The sequence below is a fragment of the Nitrosomonas halophila genome (genome assembly GCF_900107165.1).
GTDB lineage: Bacteria > Pseudomonadota > Gammaproteobacteria > Burkholderiales > Nitrosomonadaceae > Nitrosomonas > Nitrosomonas halophila.
On the sequence record NZ_FNOY01000048.1, the window covers coordinates 1 to 21497 of the forward strand.

Below are 21497 nucleotides of genomic sequence, written 5' to 3' on the forward strand. Positions count from 1 at the left end.
GACTTAAAAAAACGCTACTGGGGGCGCCATTTTTGGGCGCGAGGATACTTTTGTGTAACATCAGGAGAACTGACAGAAGAAATGATTCAAAACTATTTGGAGCATCATTTTGAACCTAAAGGTGATGATAATTTCAGAACCGAAAGCTAAACGGGTCTTAAGACCCGTATCCTGACTTTAGTCATTGTCACTAACCCACCAGCTTTAGCTGGTGGTTGTTTAGTAAAATTCCCGGGCAACCTATTGCTTATTGGTTAAGCAAGAAGGTTTTTGACTCGTTTGAGAAGCTACCACCACTCTCATCCGTAGCCCCTACCAAACAGGGACTTGCTACTGGCGATAACGATCGCTTTATCAGGCTTTGGCAGGAGCCAAGTTATAGCCGTATAGGGTTTGATTGCAGGAGCTTGGAAGAAACTATTAATCGGCAAGAGAGATGGTATCCATGTAACAAAGGTGGTGAATTTAGAAAATGGTACGGGAACAATCACATCGTTGTTAACTGGGAAAATGGTGGCGAAGAAATAAAGAATCTCTTCGGTGATAATGGACGCCTTAGATCGCGCCCTCAAAATGAGTCGTTTTACTTTCGACCTGGGCTTACATGGTCAGCCATATCAATTGCAAGCCTCTCAATGAGATTGTCACCAAGCGGAGCCATGTTTGAAACCAAGGGGGCTATGTGCTTCCCAAAGAAGAATGACATCCATTCAGTTTTAGCTTTTTCGAATACAAAGATTGTTAATCGTCTGTTGCTGGCCCTTTCTCCCACACTTGATTTCCATGAGGGACCAGTGGGAAGGCTCCCGTATTGCCATGCTGAGGGCTCAAGTAGCATAGGTACGCGCTGTGCGGAAGTTGCCAAATGGGATTGGGACTCCTTTGAAACCTCCTGGGACTTCACCAGCCTGCCACTACTGAAGCCCGACTACCGTCAGCCAACCCTAAAGGCCACCTACCAGAGGCTACACACCCACTGGCGGGAGATGACGCTGGAGATGCGGCGGCTGGAGGAAGAGAACAACCGCATCTTCATCGAGGCCTACGGTCTACAGGATGAGCTGACGCCCGAGGTGCCGCTCAACGAAATCACCCTGACCTGCAACCCTTGGTACCGTTACAACAGAAAGTTAACCACGGAACACACAGAAAGCACGGAAAATAATCATTCAAAAAATTCCGTGTGTTCCGTGTATTCCGTGGTTAAAAAGTCTTTCCCCATCGACGACGAGCTGGAGGCGCTGCTGCTGGCCGACACCATGCGCGAGCTGGTCTCCTATGCGGTGGGCTGCATGTTCGGCCGTTACGCACTGGACAAGCCGGGGCTGATCCTGGCCAACCAGGGCGAGACTATCGAGGACTATTACAAGAAAGTGTCCACGGAAAACACAGAAAGCACAGAAAAGAATAATTCAGTGTGTTCCGTGTATTCCGTGGACCAAAAATCTTTTCCAGCCGACGACAATGTTATCCCCATGCTCGACGGCGACTGGTTCACCGACGACATCGCCGAGCGGTTCAGAGAGTTCCTGAAGGTCGCCTTCGGAGTCGACCATTACGAAGAGAATCTACAGTTTGTGGAAGATGCCCTGGGCAAAGATATTCGGAAGTATTTCCTCAGAGATTTCTACAACGACCATGTCAGGCGCTACAAGAAACGCCCCATCTACTGGCTGTTCTCCAGCCCCAAGGGGAGCTTCAACGCGCTGATCTACATGCACCGCTACCGCCCGGATACGGTCAGCGTGGTGCTCAACGACTACCTGCGCGAGTTTCGCACCAAGCTTGCCGCTCACAAGAATCATCTGGAGGCGGTCAGCATTAGCGCCAGCGCCTCCCAGGCCGAAAAGACCAAGGCCCTGAAGGAGATCGAGAAGATCACCAGGATGATTGCGGAGATGGAGGAGTACGAACGCGAGGTACTTTACCCGCTGGCCACCGAGCAGGTGGAGATCGATCTGGATGACGGCGTGAAAGTCAACTATCCCAAATTTGGCGCGGCCTTGAAGAAAATCGTCGGCCTGGAGGCGAAGGAAGATTGAGGGTCCACGGAAGTCACGGAAAAGCGGAGAGAAAAAGCGGAATGGATAACAAAAACAGAAATTCTGTGACTTCGGTGTCTTCCGTGGACAGTAAATTGCTCCTTGAAGAAGATCGTCGGCCTGGATGCTGAAGAAGATTGATGGTCCACGGAATGCACGGAAGTCACGGAAAAGTGGAGAGAAAAAGCGGAATGGATAACAAAGATAGAAATTCAGTGACTTCGGTGTCTTCCGTGGACAATCAATTGTTCCTTGAAGAAGATCGTCGGCCTGGATGCTGAAGCAGATTGAGGGTCCACGGAATGCACGGAGGTCACGGAAAAGTGGAGAGAAAAAGCGGAATGGATAACAAAGATAGAAATTCAGTGACTTCGGTGTCTTCCGTGGACAATCAATTGCTCTTTGAAGAAGATCGTCGGCCTGGATGCTGAAGCAGATTGAGGGTCCACGGAATGCACGGAGGTCACGGAAAAGTGGAGAGAAAAAGCGGAATGGATAACAAAGATAGAAATTCAGTGACTTCGGTGTCTTCTGTGGACAATAAATTGCTCTTTGAAGAAGAATCGTATGCTATTCGAGGGGCAGTCTTTGAGGTTTATCGTGAGATGGGCTGTGGTTTTCTGGAAGCTGTATATCAGGAGTGTCTTGACAAGGAACTGGCGGCCCGATCAATTCCCTTTGTTTCTCAGCAGGAACTGAAGCTTTCCTATAAGGGCAAGCCACTCAGGCAGATCTATAAGCCCGATTTCGTCTGTTACGGCACCATCATTGTTGAGCTGAAAGCGCTCAGTTCGACGACAGGCGAGCACAAAGCACAAGTATTGAATTATTTGAAAGCCACGGGCATGCGACTGGGGTTGCTGGTGAATTTTGGATGCCACCCCAAGGCAACAGTGGAAAGGATTGTTCTATGAGTCTTTTCGTGATTTTTGTGCCTTTCGTGGACAAAGGAAATAAGGGGGATGTATGAATTCCTCTGACATGAAATTAACTCAAGAGGCGGCCTATCGCGACTGGTTGGCATCCGTCAAGAGCCGGATTTATGCAGCGAGAATGAACATCGCCTTGTCGGCCAACAGCGAGCTGATTGCGTTGTATTACGAGCTCGGGGCGCGGATCACCGAGCGGGAGTCAACTGCTCAGTGGGGGTCGGGTTTCATTGATGCGTTCAGCAAAGATCTGAGAAGTTCGTTTCCCGACGTAGGCGGCTTTTCCGCCAAAAATCTGCGCTACTGCCGGGCTTTCTTCCGTTTCTATTGTTGCCCTGCAATTTGGCAACAGGCTGTTGCCAAATTGGCCTCCGATCCCTGGGCCGGGGTAGAGGCCGAGCTTGCAAGACAACTCGTTCAGATTCCTTGGGGACATCACATCCAGATTTTCAGTAAGTGTTCCGAGCTCGCCGAGGCTGGTTTTTACATCGGCCAGACGATCGAGCAGGGCTGGAGCCGCGATGTTTTGGCCCTACAGCTCAAATCCAGGCTGTATGACAGGGCCGGCAAAGCGGTGACTAACTTTCCCAGAACCCTGCCCACATCCCAGTCGGATCTGGCCCAGCAGACGCTGAAAGACCCCTATACGTTCGATTTCATGGCGATGACGGCCCCGTATAACGAACGGGATGTGGAACGGCAACTCACCCGGCATATCACCCAATTTCTGCTGGAATTGGGCAAAGGGTTCGCTTTCATCGGGCGTCAGTACCATTTGGAGGTCGCCGGAAACGGCTACTACATCGATCTGCTTTTCTATCACATTATCCTGAAGTGTTATGTGGTTGTGGAGCTCAAGAACCGCAAGTTTATTCCTGAATACGCCGGCAAGCTCAACTTCTACCTGTCGGCGGTGGACAGCTTACTCAAGCGCGACGACGACCACCCCACCATTGGGCTGCTGCTGTGCCGCGATAAGAATAACATTGAGGTGGAATTCGCGCTGCGCGATTTGAACAAACCCATGGGGGTCAGTGAATATACCTTGGTGGAAACGCTGCCGGACAACCTGAAGGGCGCGCTGCCGACGGTGGAGGAGATAGAGCAGGATTTGCAACAGTTGCAGGAGGGCAGTAGCGAATGATCACTCTCGAAGAACTGATCCTCGCCTGGCTCAAGGCCAAGGTCGACCTGTATTATTCGACCAACCCGCCGCTGATGGACATGGCCGACTATGAAGACGGGCTGCTTGACAACATTGGGCATTTGCTCCAGCGCATCAACGGTGAGGATCAAGAGTGGATTACCGCCCCGGAGTTTCTCGGAACCTGGACCTTGGCCCCCAAGGCCATCACCTTCCCGAAAGAGCCGAAAAAACAAAAAGTGAGCGCTACACAGGAAACCACGCTGATATTCGCCGCACCGGATGCAGAATGGGCCAGCCGCACCGGCAATGGAGAGCAACCCACCGCCGAGTTCCGCCTGATGGCCCACTGCAGCATCGATTTCCATGTGTTCTCTGCACTGTGGATGATGCTGGTCGGCCATCATTTCGACAAAAAACTAGGTGACAACGTCTACGGCAGCCGTCTGCGCCGCAATGGCAATGGCGACATCAACCGCATGGCGCTGGGTTCCTTCAAGCCCTACCTCAAACCCTTCCGCGACTGGCGCGACGGTGCCATCAAGGCCATGCGCAGCGCCTTGTCCGACAAAAAGGATGTCATCGCCCTCGCCGCCGATGTCAGCAGTTTTTACCACCGGCTCAACCCCGGCTTTATGCTAGATGCAGGCTTTCATCAAAAGGCAGGTGCCACCCTCAACGAAGATGAAACCCGACTCAACCGGCTATTCATCACTGCGCTGCAAGCATGGGCCAAAAACACTCCACTACAAAAGGGTCTGCCCGTCGGATTGCCAGCGTCCGCCGTAGTCGCCAACGCTGCCTTGATCGAGCTCGACCAGTTCATCGACCGGCAGGTCGTGCCGCTGTACTACGGACGCTATGTGGACGACATCCTGCTGGTCATGCACAACACCAGCAAGTTCACCACCAGCAAAGACTTCTGGAATTGGGTCATCAACCGCGATGGTGGTAAAGACCTGCTCGAACTGGAAAACGGCAGCATTGTGTTTAAACCGAGCTACCTGACAGACGACGATAGCGACATCGCCTTTAAGAACACTAAGAATAAGTTGTTCGTCCTCTCTGGCGGTCCCGGCAGGGCACTGGTCAATGCCATCAGCGAGCAGATCAATCAGCGCGCCAGCGAATGGCGCGCCTTGCCCGACCTGCCCGACAACCCCGGCACCATCGCCACCGATCTGCTTAAGGCCACCAACCATGCTGGCGAGCAGGCCGACAACCTACGCAAAGCCGACGCCCTGACCCTGCACCGCGCCGGCTTTGCCCTCAATCTGCGCGATTACGAAGCCTTTGAGCGCGACCTGCCGCCGGATGCCTGGCAGGCTCACCGTCACGCTTTTTTCGAGGCCGTGATCGACCACCTGCTGACGCCAGTGAAATTCTTCGAGCTGGCCCAATACCTGCCGCGCATCGCTCGGATGGCGACGGCATGTGTGGATTTCAAACACTTGGGCAAGATACTCAAGCAACTGCAGGAGCTTGGCGAAACCATCCATGATCAGTGCATACATCAGATAAAAGCCAGCCGGTGCCCCGAAACTGAAGTCAAACAAGATCTGCACCGCTGGCAGAACAGCCTCGCTAATATACTGGCCGAGAGCATCCTAAGTGTCCTGCCGCCACGACTGAGCGCAACAGCTAAGAAGGACTGGCAGAACGAAGTCGATAGCCACTGGCACAGACTTGTTGAGGCCGGAGCTCTAACAGCCAAGTATGCGAAGCCACTGAGCGAATTACAAAAACTGCACGCCTGTTTGTTCAGTCACGACCTCGCCCACATCCCCCTACGCTTTAGCGGCCTGCCGAAAGAAATGCTCAGCCAGCGCGGTATTCCCGCCCGCAAGAAACTGATCAATGCCAACTGGCGAGCTGACGATGCACGAGGTATCGGTGATGCCATAGAGACCCTGGCAGGCTGGTTCAAACCCAAATTGGCCAACGGCATTCCGCCCGGTCTGTATTTCGCCACCCGGCCGTTCAGCCTAAACGAGCTGTTCCTGATCACGCCCCAGCCGTTCAACAGAGCTTGGCAGCCGAATCTCGGCAAAGTTATCTGCGCCCTGCGCGGCTTTGAGCCGAGCGAGTACAAAATGCCACATTGGGACAAACAGCAGGGCACCCTGCAGATTCCCGACGGCGAACCCAAAGCCAGCCAGACCATTGCCGTCTCCAGTTGGGAAACCCGCGAGACCAGCTTTGTTGCCGCCGTCATGCACCAGCCCGACCCGGACAGCCGACGCCGCTACCAGCGCCTCAACCGCCTGATCAACGAACTTATCGCTCAACCCGACCACACCGGCTACCTGATCCTGCCGGAGCTGGCCATGCCGCCCCGGTGGTTTATGCGCATTGCCGGCAAACTCAACGGGCGACGCATCTCGCTGATCACCGGGGTGGAATACTTGCACGCCAGCAAAAAGCGCGTGCACAACCAGATCTGGGCTTCACTCACCCACGACGGTCTCGGCTTCCCCTCGCTGATGCTCTACCGTCAGGACAAACAAACCCCAGCCTTGCATGAAGAACAGGAGCTGTTTCGCCTCGCCGGCGCCAGCCTGAAACCAGCCATGCCATGGAAATGGCAATCACCGCCGATCATCCGGCACGGTAACTTCCACTTCGCCCTGCTCAATTGCAGCGAACTGACCAATATCCGCTATCGCGCCGAACTACGCGGCAAAGTCGATGCCCTGTTCGTACCCGAGTGGAACAGCGACACTGACACTTTCAACGCCCTGGTAGAATCTGCCGCATTGGACATCCACGCTTATATCATCCAGTGCAATAACCGCCAGTATGGCGACAGCCGCATCCGTGCGCCCTACAAGGATCGTTGGAAGCGCGACCTGCTGCGTGTCAAGGGCGGCAACCACGACTACTGCATCACAGGCCAGATCGACGTGCAGGCACTACGGGAATTTCAAAGCAGCCACCGTTCACCTGGGGATCCCTTCAAGCCGGTGCCTGATGGATTTAACGATGCAATGGACCATAACCGTAGGGTATTGCCGGAGGGAAACCCTGATTGAGTGAGAACAAACACTTGCCTGCTGAGCGTGCTTTAGGAGGCGAATTCCATCCGAACAGTCGCATGAATAGCCGTATCGCCCAGGCCCTGACCAAACTCTTCGACCGCCACCGGATCATCTTCTGGTACGACGCCAAGCAGGAGTTGCGCGGTGATTTCGAGGCGCTTCAGCTGCCCGGCGTTGAGAAGCTGGAGCTGGTCAACAACGAGTACGGGGTTAAATACCGGATATTGCGCGAGCAACCAGAGCAGATGTTTTTGCTTTACCGTGATGGACCCCAGCCTGCCGATTTGGATAACTGGCTGCTGGACGTGCAGCTGGCCCACGGTGAGTTTCGTGCCGATCAAATCGCCATCTGGCTGTCCGAATTGGCGCTCGACCTGGCATTCACGGACATAGTGCAGACCCACGCGGAATTTTTTCAGGCGGCCAGACGCATGGATGCCCTCAAGAAGCTGTTGAAAGGGGATGACACTGCCGGCCGGATCCGTCTGAAGATGTTGGCTGTGTGTGCGGGCAGCGAGCCGCGCATGGATGCCATCGTCGAGCAGTTGCTCGATGAGAGTAGTCAGTTATCAGCCGCCAGTGATCAGTTGGGAGAAAAGTATCGATTGGTTCAAAGATGCAAGCTTGATGACTATCTTTGGGAACAAATGAGACGAATTTATGGATATCTTTCTGACGATCCAAGTATCCGTGATTTTGTCATCCAGCTTTTCAAGGATTGCTATTTCAGGAACTTTACTGACAACTGCACACTGACGGCGGATAGCTTGATTTTTCTCAAGCGCTGGAAGGACAGCCGCCAGTTCGAAGACGGTTTCGAGACGCTCTCGGGAGAATGTGCCGAGGTTCTCGGCATTGAGCGGGATCTGGCCAAGCGGGATTTCCGGGAGTTGATCGAACTGGATTATTTCCGGCTGATCGATCAGAAGATCATCAGCGAGCTGGTACGGGCGGTGGCATCACGTACGGTTTCGAGTGGCGATGTATCGCTCTGGGTGCGCCAGCGGCGGCAGGGCCATTGGTATCGCGAATACCGGCATTTGTACGAGGCGGTTGATTATGCAGCCCAGTTTAAGGAAAAGTTGTCTGTGATGGATGGTCAGTGGTCGGAACCGGCGACCGAGAACTGGCCACTGGCTACTTGGGTGGAACGATACACGCAATCCTGGTATCAGCTTGATCAGTTATATCGCAAATTCACCTATCATGTGCGCATGTCAGGCCAGGCATCCTTAATGAGCCACTTGACCGGCCAGATCGAGAATCTGTATTCCAACAACTATCTGTTGAAACTGGGCGACCGCTTTCAATCCTGCGCGGATGCGGCAGCCAAATGGGATGCTTTTCCCGTGCGCAAGCAGAAGGATTTTTTCAGGCTGAAGGTACAACCGTTTCTGCGCAAAGAGAACAAGGTTTGCGTGATCATTTCCGATGCCATGCGCTATGAGATCGGCGATGAACTGCTGAGCCTCATCCGCCGGGAGGACCGTTACAGCGCACAACTGGAGCCGGCGCTTTCAATGCTGCCCAGCTATACCCAGCTTGGCATGGCGGCGCTCTTGCCCAACCAAACCCTTGCGATTGCCGACAACGAAACTGGCACTGTGCTGGTGGATGGGCAAAGTTCCCAAGGGACGGTTAATCGGACAAAAATTCTCCAGGCGGCACTGGCTGGACGCGGCCAGGCTATTCAGTCCGAAGAATTCATGCAGCTTAATCGCGATCAAGGCCGGGAGTTGCTGAAAGCAAATGATGTGTTGTACATCTACCATAACCGGATAGACCACGCTGGGGACAAAATGCATTCAGAAGGGCAGGCCTTCGAAGCGGCGGAGCAAACACTGGGCGATCTGGTCAGGCTGGTTAAGAAGCTGACTGCTGCCAACGCAAACAACATTCTGGTGACGGCTGATCATGGTTTTATTTACCAGGATCGGGAGCTGGATGAGAGTGATTTCTTGAGCGCCGATGCCGAGGGGGATGTCATTTTGTATCGAGATCGCCGATTCGTGCTGGGCAAGGGACTCAAAGCTTTTCAGGGGCTGCATACTTTTGCTGCGAAGCAGTTGGGACTGAGCGGGAACATTGAGATCCAGGTGCCCAAATCGATCAACCGCCTGCGTCTGAAAGGCTCAGGCAGCCGCTTTGTGCATGGCGGGGCAACTTTGCAGGAAGTGGTGATACCGGTGATCAAGATCAACAAGAAACGCCACAGCGATGTCACGCTCGTTGAAGTAGATATTCTGCGCGGCGCCAATTCGATGATTACGGCCGGGCAGCTGGCCGTAACCTTGTATCAGTCCGATCCGGTGACAGATAAGATCCAGCCGCGTGTGTTGCGCGCAGGTCTCTACACCGAGGCCGGTGATCTGATATCCGATAGCCACGAACTGACTTTTGATCTGCGTTCAAACAACCCCCGCGAGCGGGAACTGCAGATGCGTTTCGTGCTCACGCGCAAGGCTGACGAAGCCAACGGTGAGGAAGTCATTCTGCGGCTGGAGGAAAATCATGCCGGGACTTCACATTACAAGGAATACAAATCGCTCCGGTACTTGATGCGGCGTTCATTTACCAGTGATTTTGATTTCTAGCCACGGAACACACGGAATACACAGAAATGGGAAAGCTGAAATACGAAGAAGAGTTGCTTGGAAGGTGTTTCTTGAGAGAGGGTTATTGAATTGAAAGGCGTTAAAGCGCTCTGCGACGAGCACCGGGCACAGGTTCACAATTATTTGAAAGCCACTGGTTACGCATTGGCTTTTCTTGTGAACTTCGGCCACTACCCAAAAGCTGAAATCGAAAGGATTGTTTGATGAAACCTTCCGTGTATTCCGTTTGTTCCGTGGTAGAAGGAATTTTATGAACACCCTCGATCAAAAAATCAATCAGTGGTTTCCGGGGCTGGTTGTTCGCAAGGATCTCGTCAGGGCGGTCAGGGGCAACGCTATTGTCCCTTCCTATGTGCTGGAATACCTGCTCGGACAGTATTGCGCCACCAGTGATGAGGCAACTATACAGGCCGGCATCGAGACAGTCCGGGAGATTCTGCGCAAGCACTATGTGCATCGCAACGAGGCAGGCCTGATCCGTTCCAACATTAGGGAAAAAGGGCGTTACAAGGTTATTGATAAAATCAGCGCGGTACTGAATTACAAGTCCGATGTTTATGAAGCACAATTTTCCAATCTCGGTATCAAAAAGGTGCTGATCGATTCGGGAACGATCAAGGCCCATCCCAAGCTGTTGGTCAGCGGTGTGTGGTGTATTGCCGATATCGAATACGAGTTCACTGAGGATAAAAATGCCAGCCCCTGGCTCTTGTCGGCCCTCAAACCCATCCAGCTGTCTAATTTCGATTTTGATGGTTATTTAGAGGCCCGCCGGCAGTTCACGACCAGTGAATGGATCGATTTGCTGGTTCAGAGTATTGGTTTCAATCCGGAAATGTTTGGCCATCGCAGCAAACTGACTCAGCTGATTCGTCTGATCCCGTTTTGCGAGCGCAACTATAACCTGATCGAGCTTGGCCCTAAGGGGACCGGGAAATCGCATATCTACTCAGAGTTCTCGCCCCACGGCATTCTGATTTCGGGCGGCGAGGTGACGGTTCCCAAGCTGTTCGTGAATAATACGACCGGAATGATTGGTCTGGTCGGCTATTGGGATTGTGTCGCCTTTGATGAGTTTGCCGGAAAGCAAAAGCGAGTGGATAAGGCCTTGGTCGATATCATGAAAAACTACATGGCTAACAAATCTTTCTCGCGGGGTGTCGAGACGCTCGGCGCAGAGGCTTCCATGGTCTTTGTCGGCAACACGCAGCACACCGTGCCCTATATGCTCAAGCATTCCGATCTGTTCGATGATCTGCCAGGCAAGTTCTACGATTCCGCCTTCCTCGACCGTATCCATTTCTACATTCCCGGTTGGGAAGTCGACATCATCCGTGGCGAGATGTTTTCGAGCAATTATGGTTTTGTGGTGGATTATTTGGCCGAAATCCTGCGCTCGCTGCGCAGTCACGATTATTCAGACCGCTATGGAGACTGTTTCTCGCTTTCTTCCGATATTACGACCCGGGATCGTGACGGCATCAACAAGACTTTTTCTGGATTGATGAAGATTCTTTATCCGCATGGTGAAGCAACCCGGGATGAGATTGAAGAAATACTCCGGTTCGCCATTGAAGGTCGCAAGCGCGTCAAAGACCAATTGATGCGGATTGATTCTACTTACGGCAATGTCCGTTTTTCTTATTTTGATACCAGCGGCCAAATCTATCCTGTCGCTACGCTCGAAGAGCAGGAATACCCTAACCACTACCACAAGACCATCGCCGTGGGTGAAGATGGGAACATCACTGCTGCTGTGCAACCCAGTGCGCCAGGTGTGCTGCCCGAACCGCTGACGCCCGCCGATCCTGTCCTCCAGGCAAAACACCTTTCGTTCCAGGAGAACCAGAAGGGACTCTCTTTTGATGCGCTGCTAGGCCCTTATCTCAGGGGAGCAACCGCGATCACGGTCACCGATCCATACATCCGCCTGTTTTACCAGGTGCGCAATTTCATGGAATTCCTGGAGACTGTGGTGAAGCACAAGGCGCCGGATGAGGAAGTATCGGTTCATCTGGTGACGATGGCAGACGAGCTCAAAAGCGAACAACAGAAGGACAATTTTGAAAAGATGAAGGAAGCAGCCGGCACTGTGGGTGTCAATTTTACCTGGGAGTTTGACGATACCGGGACCATTCATGCCCGCCACATCGTGACTAACCATGGCTGGAAAATCTCTCTGGATCGCGGCCTCGATATCTTCCAGCATTACGAGATGAACGATGTCTTTACCTTCGCCAACCGTCTGCAGCAATACCGGCCATGCAAGGCATTCGAAGTGACGTTTATCAGGCATCAACTGTAAAGTGCAACCAAATCCCTGGGCGCAGGCACTCGCACATGCCGTGAGGAAGCACGGCAGCCAGTTTTGCTATTTGGATCGATGTACAAACTATGTATGAGGCAGTGAATGGGTGTAGTGGGTATGACGAAAAAGGTTGGGATGGTCACAATCCGGAAAGGAAGTGAGAAACTCGGCCGGCTGATCGTTCGGCTGATGGGGTATGCGCGCGCGGTGCTTTGCCTGCTGGCCACCTATCCGGTGGGGGCTGGTCTTGGCAATGGTTTGAAAGCCTTCCGTTACCAACCCGGTTCGATCTTGGAGAGGATTTCCGGCCCGGGAGCCAAGGAGAGGTAGAAATGGCAACCATGAATTTCAATACGGCTAACTCGACTTTTCGTCAATTGCTGGGTAATGGTCTGAGTTATCGTGTCCCCCCATTTCAAAGAGACTATTCATGGACTGAGGATGAGTGGGATGATCTCTGGCAGGATATTCTCGGATTGTTTGAAGATGACGGAGAACCAGCTCACTACATGGGGTATCTGGTGTTGCAATCCTCTGATAACAAGCGATTCGACATGATTGATGGCCAGCAGCGAATTACCACGATCAGTGTCATGATTCTTGCTGCATTGGGCCATCTCCAGGATCTGGTAAGTGCTGGCCTGGATGCTGAAAAAAACGCCAAACGCAAGGAGCAGCTCCAAAACAGTTACATTGGCTACCTCGATCCGGTGAGTTTGGTGCCACGTTCGAAACTCGAGTTGAATCGCCACAACAACCGGTTTTATCAAACGTATCTCGTTCCTCTGGAGAAATTGCCCCAGCGCGGGCTTAATGCATCTGAGCATCAGTTGAGAAAGGCTTTCAACTGGTTCAAAGAGCGCATCAGGGTCTACTGTGGGGTAACTGATTCTAGCGGCATGAAGCTGGCGGCTTTTCTGGATAACTTGGTGGACAAGCTTTTTTTCACTGTCATTACCGTTGCCGACGAGCTGAATGCCTTCAAGGTGTTCGAGACGCTCAACGCGCGCGGTGTGAGGCTGTCAGCGACCGATCTCTTGAAAAACTATCTGTTTTCCGTCATCAGTTCGGAGGATACGCATGAAGCCGAGCTGAAAGCTCTGGAAGAGCGGTGGGAACGCATTGTTGGTTTGTTGGGAAGCGAGAGTTTCCCGGAGTTTCTGCGGGTTTTCTGGAACGGCCGCAACAAGCTGGTACGCAAAGCCGATTTATTCAAAACCATCCGCAAACGTGTGGTCGCCCGCGATACCGCCTTTGAGTTACTGCGGGATCTGGACTATTCAGCTGCCCTCTATGCTGCGCTTTGTGATTCGCAGGATGCGACCTGGGACAGCGATGAGAAACTTGCGCTAGAACAACTGCTGATGTTTAACGTGCGTCAGCCATTGGCAATGCTGATGGCATGTCATGCCAAGTTCTATGAGCATGAGCGGACAGATTTTACTCGTATCCTGAGGGCTGTGGCGGTTGTGTCTTTCCGTTATAACGTTATTTGCAACCTTCAAGCTCATGAGCAGGAGCGCTTATACAACGATATTGCGTGGAAGGTATCGACCGGCGTCTATGCCCATGCGAGAGAGGTGATTGCCGCGCTGCGGGATGTTTATCCAGATGATCGTCAGTTTAAAGCTGCTTTTGCCGAGAAGGCGCTGCGAACCGCGAACAGCCGGAATAGGAAGGTGGTGCGTTATATTCTCTTTGAAATAGAGCGGCAGCGCTCAGGACAGAATTTTGATTTTCAGAGCGCAATCTATAACCTGGAACACATTCTTCCGGAGAATCCTTCACCGGCCTGGTCATACATCGAGGAATCGAAGCAGGATCGTTTGATTTATCGGATTGGTAATATGACGCTGCTTGAGGCGAGCCGGAATCGGGATTTGGGCAATGGAGACTATGCGACCAAGCGCCAAGTCTATCGACAGAGCGTCTTTAAGACCACCCAGGCCGTAGCAGAGAACTACGACAATTGGGATGAGCAGAAAATTGAATTGAGGCAGAAACAACTGGCGTTGGTGGCAGCGGGTATCTGGAAAATCGATTTTGGAGGATGACTTGGCGTCATGCATCGCCTGAACCTTGGCCGGGAAGTCTTGCCAGTGCCACAGGAGTTTTGCGCATGCCGGCCGTAGCGGCCGTCATGCTGATTAGAATGTAATATGCGGATTGGGCTCAAGGCTACTGCTCCGTAAACCCGCAAACAGCCTTTGCAGGTTCTGCCGTTGCCGGGTTGCTGGAGTGCTGCCCGGCGTTGCACGGCTCAATTCTCCGCCGTGAAGTTGCCCAGCAGCAGTAGGTCGCCCGGGACTGCGCAGGCGCTGAAGGTGATGTAGTTGCCGGCGGGGAACAGCAGATTTTTGAGTGCAAAGACCGAGACGGCATCGAACTGTATCGAGAGCTTGTCGGCGATTTGTTTGGGAACCTGGTCGCGGATTTGCTGGTTTACCTGTGCTTCCAGGTCGTCCGAGCCGCTTGGCCCGCCGCCGGAGAGATGGCCGGAGACGGTGACGCCTTTGCTGGTGGTCGTGATCTGGACTGTTTGGTTGCGTCCCTTGCCGCCAACGCTGAGCGGCAGATAGGCCCGGACGTTGACGGTGATGTCGCTGGACAAATTGGAATCGGAACAATGCGTGCAGTTGAAGAAGCAGGGGTAAACTGTGGTGCAGGCATGCTGTTTGTAGGTCAGCGCCTGTTTGCGGTTGCCGCTGTAAAGCATCTGGCCGTCTGCCTGGACGGTGAGGGTGGTGCCGGCCAATGACCATGACACATCGTTGCCGCCGGGGATCGAATAAGTATAGTGGGTGGTCGAACCGCCGCCTTGTCCGCCGCTGGAGGAATAATGATCAAGCTTGCTCAAGTCGACCCTGCCGATAATGCTTGCATCGCTGAATTTTCCTGACCAGGCCTTGGCCGGATCGCCGGGGTCGACACCCTGCAAGGTCCAGCCGTTGTTTTTCAGACTCTGCGGCAGCACATCGTGAAAAATGATGCCGGAGCGCACCATCATGCTGCTGGCCTGTCCGAGCGGCAGGGGCTCCGGGATGTTGTTCAGGAACGCCTGGGAGTAATTGCGCACAGCGCGCCCGTCGGTCATGATGAACAGCTGCAGCATCTCGTTGTTGGACGGCGTTTTGAGGGGTTTGAAAATAAAATCCTTGGGCCGCAGAGCGTTCAGGGTGGGGATATTGGTCAGATCGAGCTGGTTGATGAGGAAGATCACCGGATTGTTGACGAAGTAGGATTTCACCGCCTGGTTGAAGGCCACCTTGGTTTCGTCGCTCAGATCGATATTGCTGATGCTGAAAGCGCCTTCCTGCATATCCAGCAGAACCTTGAGCACATGGTGATTGCCGCCATCCACTTGTACCGATCCAGCGACCTTGGTCAGGCTGACGACCGCCGTCAGGGTTTCGCCGGTGAGGGATTGTGGCGGGTCGCAATTTTCAGGGCTGCTGCCAATCTTGGAGCACTTCTGCATCGAACCTTTCAGGATCTCCATGCTGAGCGTGGCCGAATTGTTATTGTTGATGCTGAAGCCAAGCAGGGGATAGCCATACTCGATTTCGAACTTGTTGATGACTGTGACATCCCCGGGATATTGTTCGGAAGTATTGACCGAGATGGTGTTTTTGTAGGCAGTATGGGTTTTCAGGTCTTCGTATTGCTTTTTCAGGACCGTATTGATTTCCGCCAGGCCCATGTTGAACACCACATCCCAACCATTGGTGCAGCTGCCTTGCGCATACATCTGGGCGATCAGGGCGCTGGCCGCGGGCAAACCGGCCGCTGCGGTCAGCAGGGCCGGCCGGGGCGCTGTTTCAAGTGTGCGCTGCTCATGCGCCAGAAAGCCGACTGCTGGCGCATGAGGTGCGAATGCCTGCATGGCCGCCAGTTTGCGGGCAGTGCGTAACTGCAGGATTTTTTCGGCATCGACAATGCGCGCTTCGAGGATGAACGATAGCCGGATCGTGAGCCGTTCCTTGTCGAAGCGGATACCTTTATTGGTTCGGGTATCGGGAAAAGAGATTTCCCAGTTTGAAAAGGGTGTGATGCGGCTGACGCCATCCGACCAGGATTTGCCCCCATCGGAGAAGGTCGGCGTATCATCCGCGGCGCGGTACTCATAGATTCTTTCGCGCCAGGGAGTGCGGAAATTGAGCGGGTCGCGCTCGATATTGCGGTCATGGAAAGGGGTGCCATCATAAGCCAGCCGCAGCAGGTAAGTGCCGCTATCGGTCGATTTGACCCCGTCGATGGTCGCGACCACGGCCACCACGCGGGCATTCACATACTGATAAAACTCGGGCGCATTGAGAAAAATCGCGGTGTTGAAAGTGTTGCCATGCGTGAGCTGGTCCGGCCGCACTCCTGCGATCACAAAATCGATCGGTTTGGTCGTGACTGCCTGGTAATGCGCAAGCGCCGATTTGGCCTGGATGGTGGTGGCCTTCTGCTGCACGATCGCCGCGCTGAATTTGAGCAGGCTGAAGGACAGGATCGGGGTTGCCGGTTGCAGGTTGGCGTATTGCAGCGCCAGATCCTGCTGCAGGAAGGCCTTGGCCAGAATGCCGAGCATCTGGTTCTGGATGAACGATAAATGCCCGGTCAATGCCATCAGATCGATAGCGTTGCGATCAAGGTCAGCGATATGGGCTGGGTGCAGCTTGTCCTGCAGGGCAGCCAGCCGGTTGGCCTGGCGGGTGTTGAGAGTCTTTTGCTGCTGATTGGTATAGATCTCGCGTTCGATGGCGTGGAGCGCTGACTGTGCGGTCGTGACTGCCTTGCCGCGCAGCACCAGGATGGAGAACGCCGCCTGCAGGGCAGCCTTCTCGGCCTTGACATCCGGCCCGGTCGCCATGATCTGATTGAACAGGATCGAAAGCTCATCCCATGGTATCGTGGCGGGGCTGCCGAATGGCGCGCCCTCCAGTCCATCCAGCGTGGCTTGCGCGCCTTGCAGCCCTTTGATGCCGGTGGCCGCGCCTTGGTAGAGCTTGGCCAATGTATTCAGCACATTCAAGGTTTTCTGGATCATTTGCACCGCGGCGCTCATGTCCTTGACGGCGGAAATGGCCGATGCCGGGGTCGCAATGGTGATGCCCAGTGCGAACAGGTTGGTCGCGACATCCAGTCCGAATTTGATTGCTTCGATGGTTTCCCATTGCTTGACTGCGGACTGGTATTGCTGGACGGCGAAATCGACATCCCCCTGGGCCTCGAACAAGGCAGTCTGCAGGGCGTTCAGCTTGCTGCGTTGCTGTGCGACCTCGGCCTGCTTCTGCGTGATCAGCGCATCGTAAAAACCAGCAAGATCCTTCTGTTGCGCGGCATTGGCAGCGATGACATCGCTGATCAATTCTCCCGAGGCGATGATGTTCTGATTGAGTGTCCTGGCGACATCGATCACCAATTCTTCCTGGCGGCGGTTGGCGATTCTCTGCTCGTTCTGGGCGATCTGGAATTGAATCCGGTCCAGATAGTTGAGGATGCTTTGTACATATTGTTCGTAGTCCGTGTAGGGCAGGATCGGCACAAAGCTGCCGGAGTCGGGGTTGATCGCATAGTGGGCCAGATCCATGGCGCGCACGCGCAGCGCCAGCTGCTCCGGGTCGCGGGTAGTGCTGGGAATGGTCCGGGCGACCCATCTGAGATACTGGCGGACAAACCGCTGCACGCCGCCTTGGGCGCAGCCGGACTGGTCGCTGATGACAGCCTCGGCAAATGTCATCGAGAACTGCAGGCTGTTGATTAGCAGCGGCACGGCATCCGCCGGCGGCGTGACACGCACGTCATCTACCACGACCGGCAGCGCATCCGGGCCATGACCCTTGAGGTCAAACTTGAGGCCATCGACGATTACACAGTAGGCGCTGCCGGAAGTATTCCGGACCGCCAGGGCACCCAGAAACTCATCGCAGCCAATTTGCAGGCTAGCGAATGCCTCGTCGGCAATCGTCATTACCCTGGCATGGCCATGGGTGCGCATATCGAAGACTTGGCCGAACAGGCGTATGGCTTTGCCGGGAATGGTGATGCCGTTGGTGGACTGGATGGAGAGCACGTTGGCGAACAGCAGGCAATTTTTGACCTCGCCGGCCGCCACAAACTGCATGTCTGAGAGATCGAGCCGTGTCTGGTACAGATTGATGGTGGGGGTGGCGATGAATGATATGACATCGGTCTGATCCTGGGGCAGCATCTGCACAAAATCGCGCGTATCGTAGATCGCGAAATTGGGCTGGATGGTGTCGCGGTATTTTTGTGTCATGGCCGCCTTGAAGATGCGCTGCCAGATCAGGCCGCGTTTCTGTTCGATCATCAGGCTGAGGCTGGCCAGTTGTATCTCTACCGGGGCCTGCTCGGTAAACGTTTCCTGCAGCGTGACCAGCGAGAGTTTCGAATCGGTATTGAACAGCGAGAAAATGCTGTCATGCTTGGACCAAAGATGATCCTGCCAATCGCCATTGTCGAGCGTCGCATTGAATTCGCGTGCATTGCTCAAACAAATCAGATGACCATATTGCTGAACGAAACCATACCTGCCGGTTGCGGCATCGGTCGTGAACTGGGCGAAATTCTGCGAGCCGGGGCCGCTGAGCGGATTGCGCTCATCGGCGTGGGCGCGTTGTATTTTGGCAAACTGCTCGGGCAGGTAGGCAAACACCTGCAGGATACTGTCGCCGAGTTGTATTGCTGAAATATAGTGCGTGCCAAAGGTGTCGAAGGCATCGAGGATGCTATCGGCGTCTTCCTTGCGCAAACGGTTGCCGTAATCCTGCAAACGGCTGCGTCCGGCATGGCACAATTTTGTGGAGGCACTGATGAACGCCTCGCTCAGTCCGTATGCAGGATCTGGCCGGCGGGGGCGGGCATGGACGAGAATGCCGCTGGCAGCGGAAGCATGGGTATTGATGCCGTCCAGGCGGGTCAATTTGACCAGTGCATAGCGGAAATCGGGTTTGCTCAAGTCGACACCGAGTGTGGCGGATAATTGCTTGATCGAGGCCTCGCTGCCCGCCGCGCCGATCAGCAAGGCGCCTGCACCGATGAGGGGCGCATCCATCTCGCTGGCCGCACTGACCACTTTGTAGGGAATCAACGCATCCAGCAGGCTCCGCGCGCTCTCATGTAGGCTGATTTCGGGGAACGACCAGCTGCCGCGATTGGCAACCGGTTCCACGGTCGTGGGCTGGATCGGCTGCTTGTGAGGCGGATAGAGAATGTTCAGATGCCCGGTGCGGGGATTCCAGTTCGGTTTGAGTCCGCGTGTCAGGTTGGTTGGCAAACCAATTTTTAGAACTGATTCTGTCATTGCTGGCTCCATGCGAGATCAAAAAAAGGGGGCTGTTCAGGTGTGCTGGACAGCAGCACCCATGATGCCGGGCGAGGCGGCATGCTGGATGTAGCAAGGTGATTGTGCTGATCCGTATGGATCCGGTCAACCTGTCAGGATCATGAGTCAATCAAACATTGTCGGGTATTGTCACCTGATCCAACGGCCAGAAATACACCCCCTAAATGGCTTTATTCGGGCCGGGTACTGGCCTGGATGCCGGTTACATGGCCGCATGCCCCATCTTGCAGCCAGATCGGATAAACTACGGCTCCCGAAATGACACTATCCTGCTTTGACCGATGACAGAAACTATCGTGGACCTGATTCGCCACGGCGAGCCAGTGGGCGGACGCCGTTATCGTGGTCACAATATCGACGACCCGCTGACTGAGAAAGGCTGGACCCAGATGTGGGAAGCAGTCGGTGATGATCACCCATGGACGCAAATCATGACTTCTCCGCTGCAACGCTGCCAAATGTTCGCGCATAGATTGGGTGAGCGCTACGGCATACCGGTCGCGATCGAGCCGCGCTTCAAGGAAGTCGGGTTTGGCGCATGGGAAGGGTTGCGGCATGATGAAGTCAAAATCGATCGCGCCCATGAATACCGCGCGTTTGTGAACGACCCGGTCAATCAACGGCCCCAGGGCGCGGAGGTGCTCGCGGATTTCATCAAGCGCGTCACTTCGGCCTATGCCGACACCGTGGAAAAATACCGCGACCAGCACTGCCTGATTGTCGCGCATGCGGGCGTCATTCGTGCCATCGTCGCACAGACAATATCGGCCCCGCCAGCCGGGCTCTATCGAATCAAGATCAGTTATGGTGGAGTCACCCGCATTCGCCACACCGAAGCGGGCGGCGTACTGGAACTGCTGAACGCCAAACTCGCCAGCCGAGCATAGGCGGCAATTTGATTCAAACATCAGCCAGATTGCCACACCGCTCAAGCCGCCCGCAACGACAAAGCGGGTGCACTTGTGCACCATAAAACTGACCAATTGGATGCAGCCCGTTGGGTTTCGCGCCATGAACTGCGCTCCAAATCACCGGAGAAAAACGCACATTTCTGCTGCGACAGGGTAGGGTGCACTTGTGCACCGGTTTTGTCATGCAATGCGATTTGCTGGCGGTGATCAAAGTGTTTGACTTGACCTCTTGCTTCTTGCTTGCCTCCAGGGTAGCTCATGAGATACCCTGTTAGCTATTTCTTCGTTACACAGTTATGATTCTGGAGCAAATGCGGTACACCAGCCTTGAGGGCTGACACTGCCTTGTACAACTTTACATTCACCATTAGCATCTTGTGTTTCTCCTGGAATGAAATGTATGCAGTTGCTGCATTTTTCATTTCCTTTTGGCTCATCTTGATACTTCACTTGCGCTTTGGATGCTTTGGCTGCTTCGGTCTTGTTTGTTAATCCCCAGATAAAGGGCGTGGTGGCACCAAAGGCCATAAACTTGATTAACTCACGGCGCGAGAACTTTTTGTGACGATAATTCATAGCCCCTCCTCGTATCCTGTTAAACAAAAATACAATAACGACTAAGCTTATCTCTTGACAATTGCGGGATTTTTCTACCTCTGTTTCATAGTCAAATCCGCATTGCCATTCTAGCCCTTTTCTTCTTATTGTAAAGTGTTGGTGTTTGCTGCCAGAACGCGTGCAACGGCCAATAGGGTCAGTTTTTTGTCATGCAAAGCGATTTGCTGGCGGCGATCAGAGTGTTTGATTTGGTCCCCGTGCTTGTGGCCCTGTATTTGCGTTATAGAAAGACTTGACCCGAATGGCACTTACTTAGTGTCTGCCCGAGAACTTCATTTTCCACCATCGCTCTGCCTAATTTTTAATCACGTTGACTAAAACGCAGCAAAATGATGCATTCAGAAACACATCCGTTGCCGATTTTGGGAAATGTTGCCTGGAAACCCCGAATTTTGCCCAGCAGTCACCGCTGATTGCTTGCAGTCAGGCGATTTTTCTTGTGCTTGGAGAGCGAGTCAGGCCGTTCGTCGATACTTCGAATCGCGCGCATTTGCCTGGTGTGCTCGCTTCACATCCTGCTGCCATAAAATATCCCCGA

General features: G+C 53.8%; 15 protein-coding genes. 12 read left to right on the forward strand and 3 right to left on the reverse strand.

Annotation, left to right across the window (positions count from 1 at the left end; genetic code table 11):
• The 10 genes from BLV85_RS10510 to BLV85_RS10555 form a co-directional block, all read left to right on the forward strand.
• Positions 1-150: transposase (locus BLV85_RS10510; protein ID WP_176973882.1), on the forward strand; the 150-nt coding region annotated here is incomplete at its 5' end.
• 65 nt (positions 151-215) lie between these two features.
• Positions 216-2042, forward strand: coding sequence for a BREX-1 system adenine-specific DNA-methyltransferase PglX (gene pglX, locus BLV85_RS10515; protein WP_143032326.1), 1827 nt, complete (start codon positions 216-218; stop codon positions 2040-2042).
• A gap of 491 nt (positions 2043-2533) precedes the next feature.
• The gene (locus BLV85_RS10520; protein WP_090414934.1) at positions 2534-2956 is read left to right on the forward strand and encodes a GxxExxY protein; all 423 of its coding nucleotides are present in this window, start codon (positions 2534-2536) and stop codon (positions 2954-2956) included.
• Between the two features lie 67 nt (positions 2957-3023).
• The gene (locus tag BLV85_RS10525) at positions 3024-4115 is read left to right on the forward strand and encodes a PDDEXK nuclease domain-containing protein (RefSeq protein ID WP_281245745.1); all 1092 of its coding nucleotides are present in this window, start codon (positions 3024-3026) and stop codon (positions 4113-4115) included.
• Entirely contained in the window at positions 4112-7147 is a 3036-nt protein-coding gene (locus tag BLV85_RS10530; RefSeq protein WP_090414936.1) for an RNA-directed DNA polymerase, read from the forward strand. The genes BLV85_RS10525 and BLV85_RS10530 overlap by 4 nt, the downstream gene beginning before the upstream one ends.
• On the forward strand, positions 7144-9747 hold the full coding sequence (pglZ, locus tag BLV85_RS10535; protein WP_218132815.1) for a BREX-1 system phosphatase PglZ type A: 2604 nt from the start codon (positions 7144-7146) through the stop codon (positions 9745-9747). Before BLV85_RS10530 ends, pglZ begins: the two co-directional genes overlap by 4 nt.
• 90 nt (positions 9748-9837) lie before the next feature.
• Complete coding sequence (locus BLV85_RS15970) at positions 9838-9972, forward strand: GxxExxY protein (protein WP_218132816.1); 135 nt, start codon at positions 9838-9840, stop codon at positions 9970-9972.
• Between the two features lie 46 nt (positions 9973-10018).
• Positions 10019-12073, forward strand: coding sequence for a BREX system Lon protease-like protein BrxL (gene brxL / locus BLV85_RS10545; protein ID WP_090414939.1), 2055 nt, complete (start codon positions 10019-10021; stop codon positions 12071-12073).
• A gap of 120 nt (positions 12074-12193) precedes the next feature.
• Positions 12194-12406: a hypothetical protein gene (locus BLV85_RS10550; protein ID WP_143032327.1), complete on the forward strand. Its 213-nt coding sequence runs from the start codon at positions 12194-12196 to the stop codon at positions 12404-12406.
• Between the two features lie 2 nt (positions 12407-12408).
• Positions 12409-14130, forward strand: coding sequence for a DUF262 domain-containing protein (locus tag BLV85_RS10555; protein ID WP_090414942.1), 1722 nt, complete (start codon positions 12409-12411; stop codon positions 14128-14130).
• 206 nt (positions 14131-14336) lie between these two features.
• On the opposite strand, the gene BLV85_RS10560 is transcribed toward BLV85_RS10555, so the two are convergent.
• Positions 14337-19388, reverse strand: a complete 5052-nt coding sequence (locus BLV85_RS10560; protein ID WP_090414944.1) for a hypothetical protein — start codon at positions 19386-19388, stop codon at positions 14337-14339.
• Positions 19389-19711: 323 nt separating this feature from the next.
• Here BLV85_RS10560 and cobC point away from each other — a divergent pair, with 323 nt between their 5' ends.
• Positions 19712-20317, forward strand: coding sequence for an alpha-ribazole phosphatase family protein (gene cobC, locus BLV85_RS10565; protein WP_090414945.1), 606 nt, complete (start codon positions 19712-19714; stop codon positions 20315-20317).
• A 41-nt stretch (positions 20318-20358) separates the two neighbouring features.
• On the opposite strand, the gene BLV85_RS10570 is transcribed toward cobC, so the two are convergent.
• Together BLV85_RS10570 and BLV85_RS10575 are read right to left on the reverse strand one after the other, a co-directional pair.
• Positions 20359-20601 (reverse strand): hypothetical protein, encoded by a 243-nt coding sequence (locus tag BLV85_RS10570; RefSeq protein ID WP_090414948.1) that lies wholly within the window; start codon positions 20599-20601, stop codon positions 20359-20361.
• A 34-nt stretch (positions 20602-20635) separates the two neighbouring features.
• Positions 20636-20917 (reverse strand): high-potential iron-sulfur protein, encoded by a 282-nt coding sequence (locus tag BLV85_RS10575; RefSeq protein WP_090414951.1) that lies wholly within the window; start codon positions 20915-20917, stop codon positions 20636-20638.
• A 352-nt stretch (positions 20918-21269) separates the two neighbouring features.
• Between BLV85_RS10575 and BLV85_RS15480 the strand changes: the two genes are divergently transcribed.
• On the forward strand, positions 21270-21497 hold a 228-nt coding region (locus tag BLV85_RS15480; RefSeq protein ID WP_218132817.1), incomplete at its 3' end, for a hypothetical protein.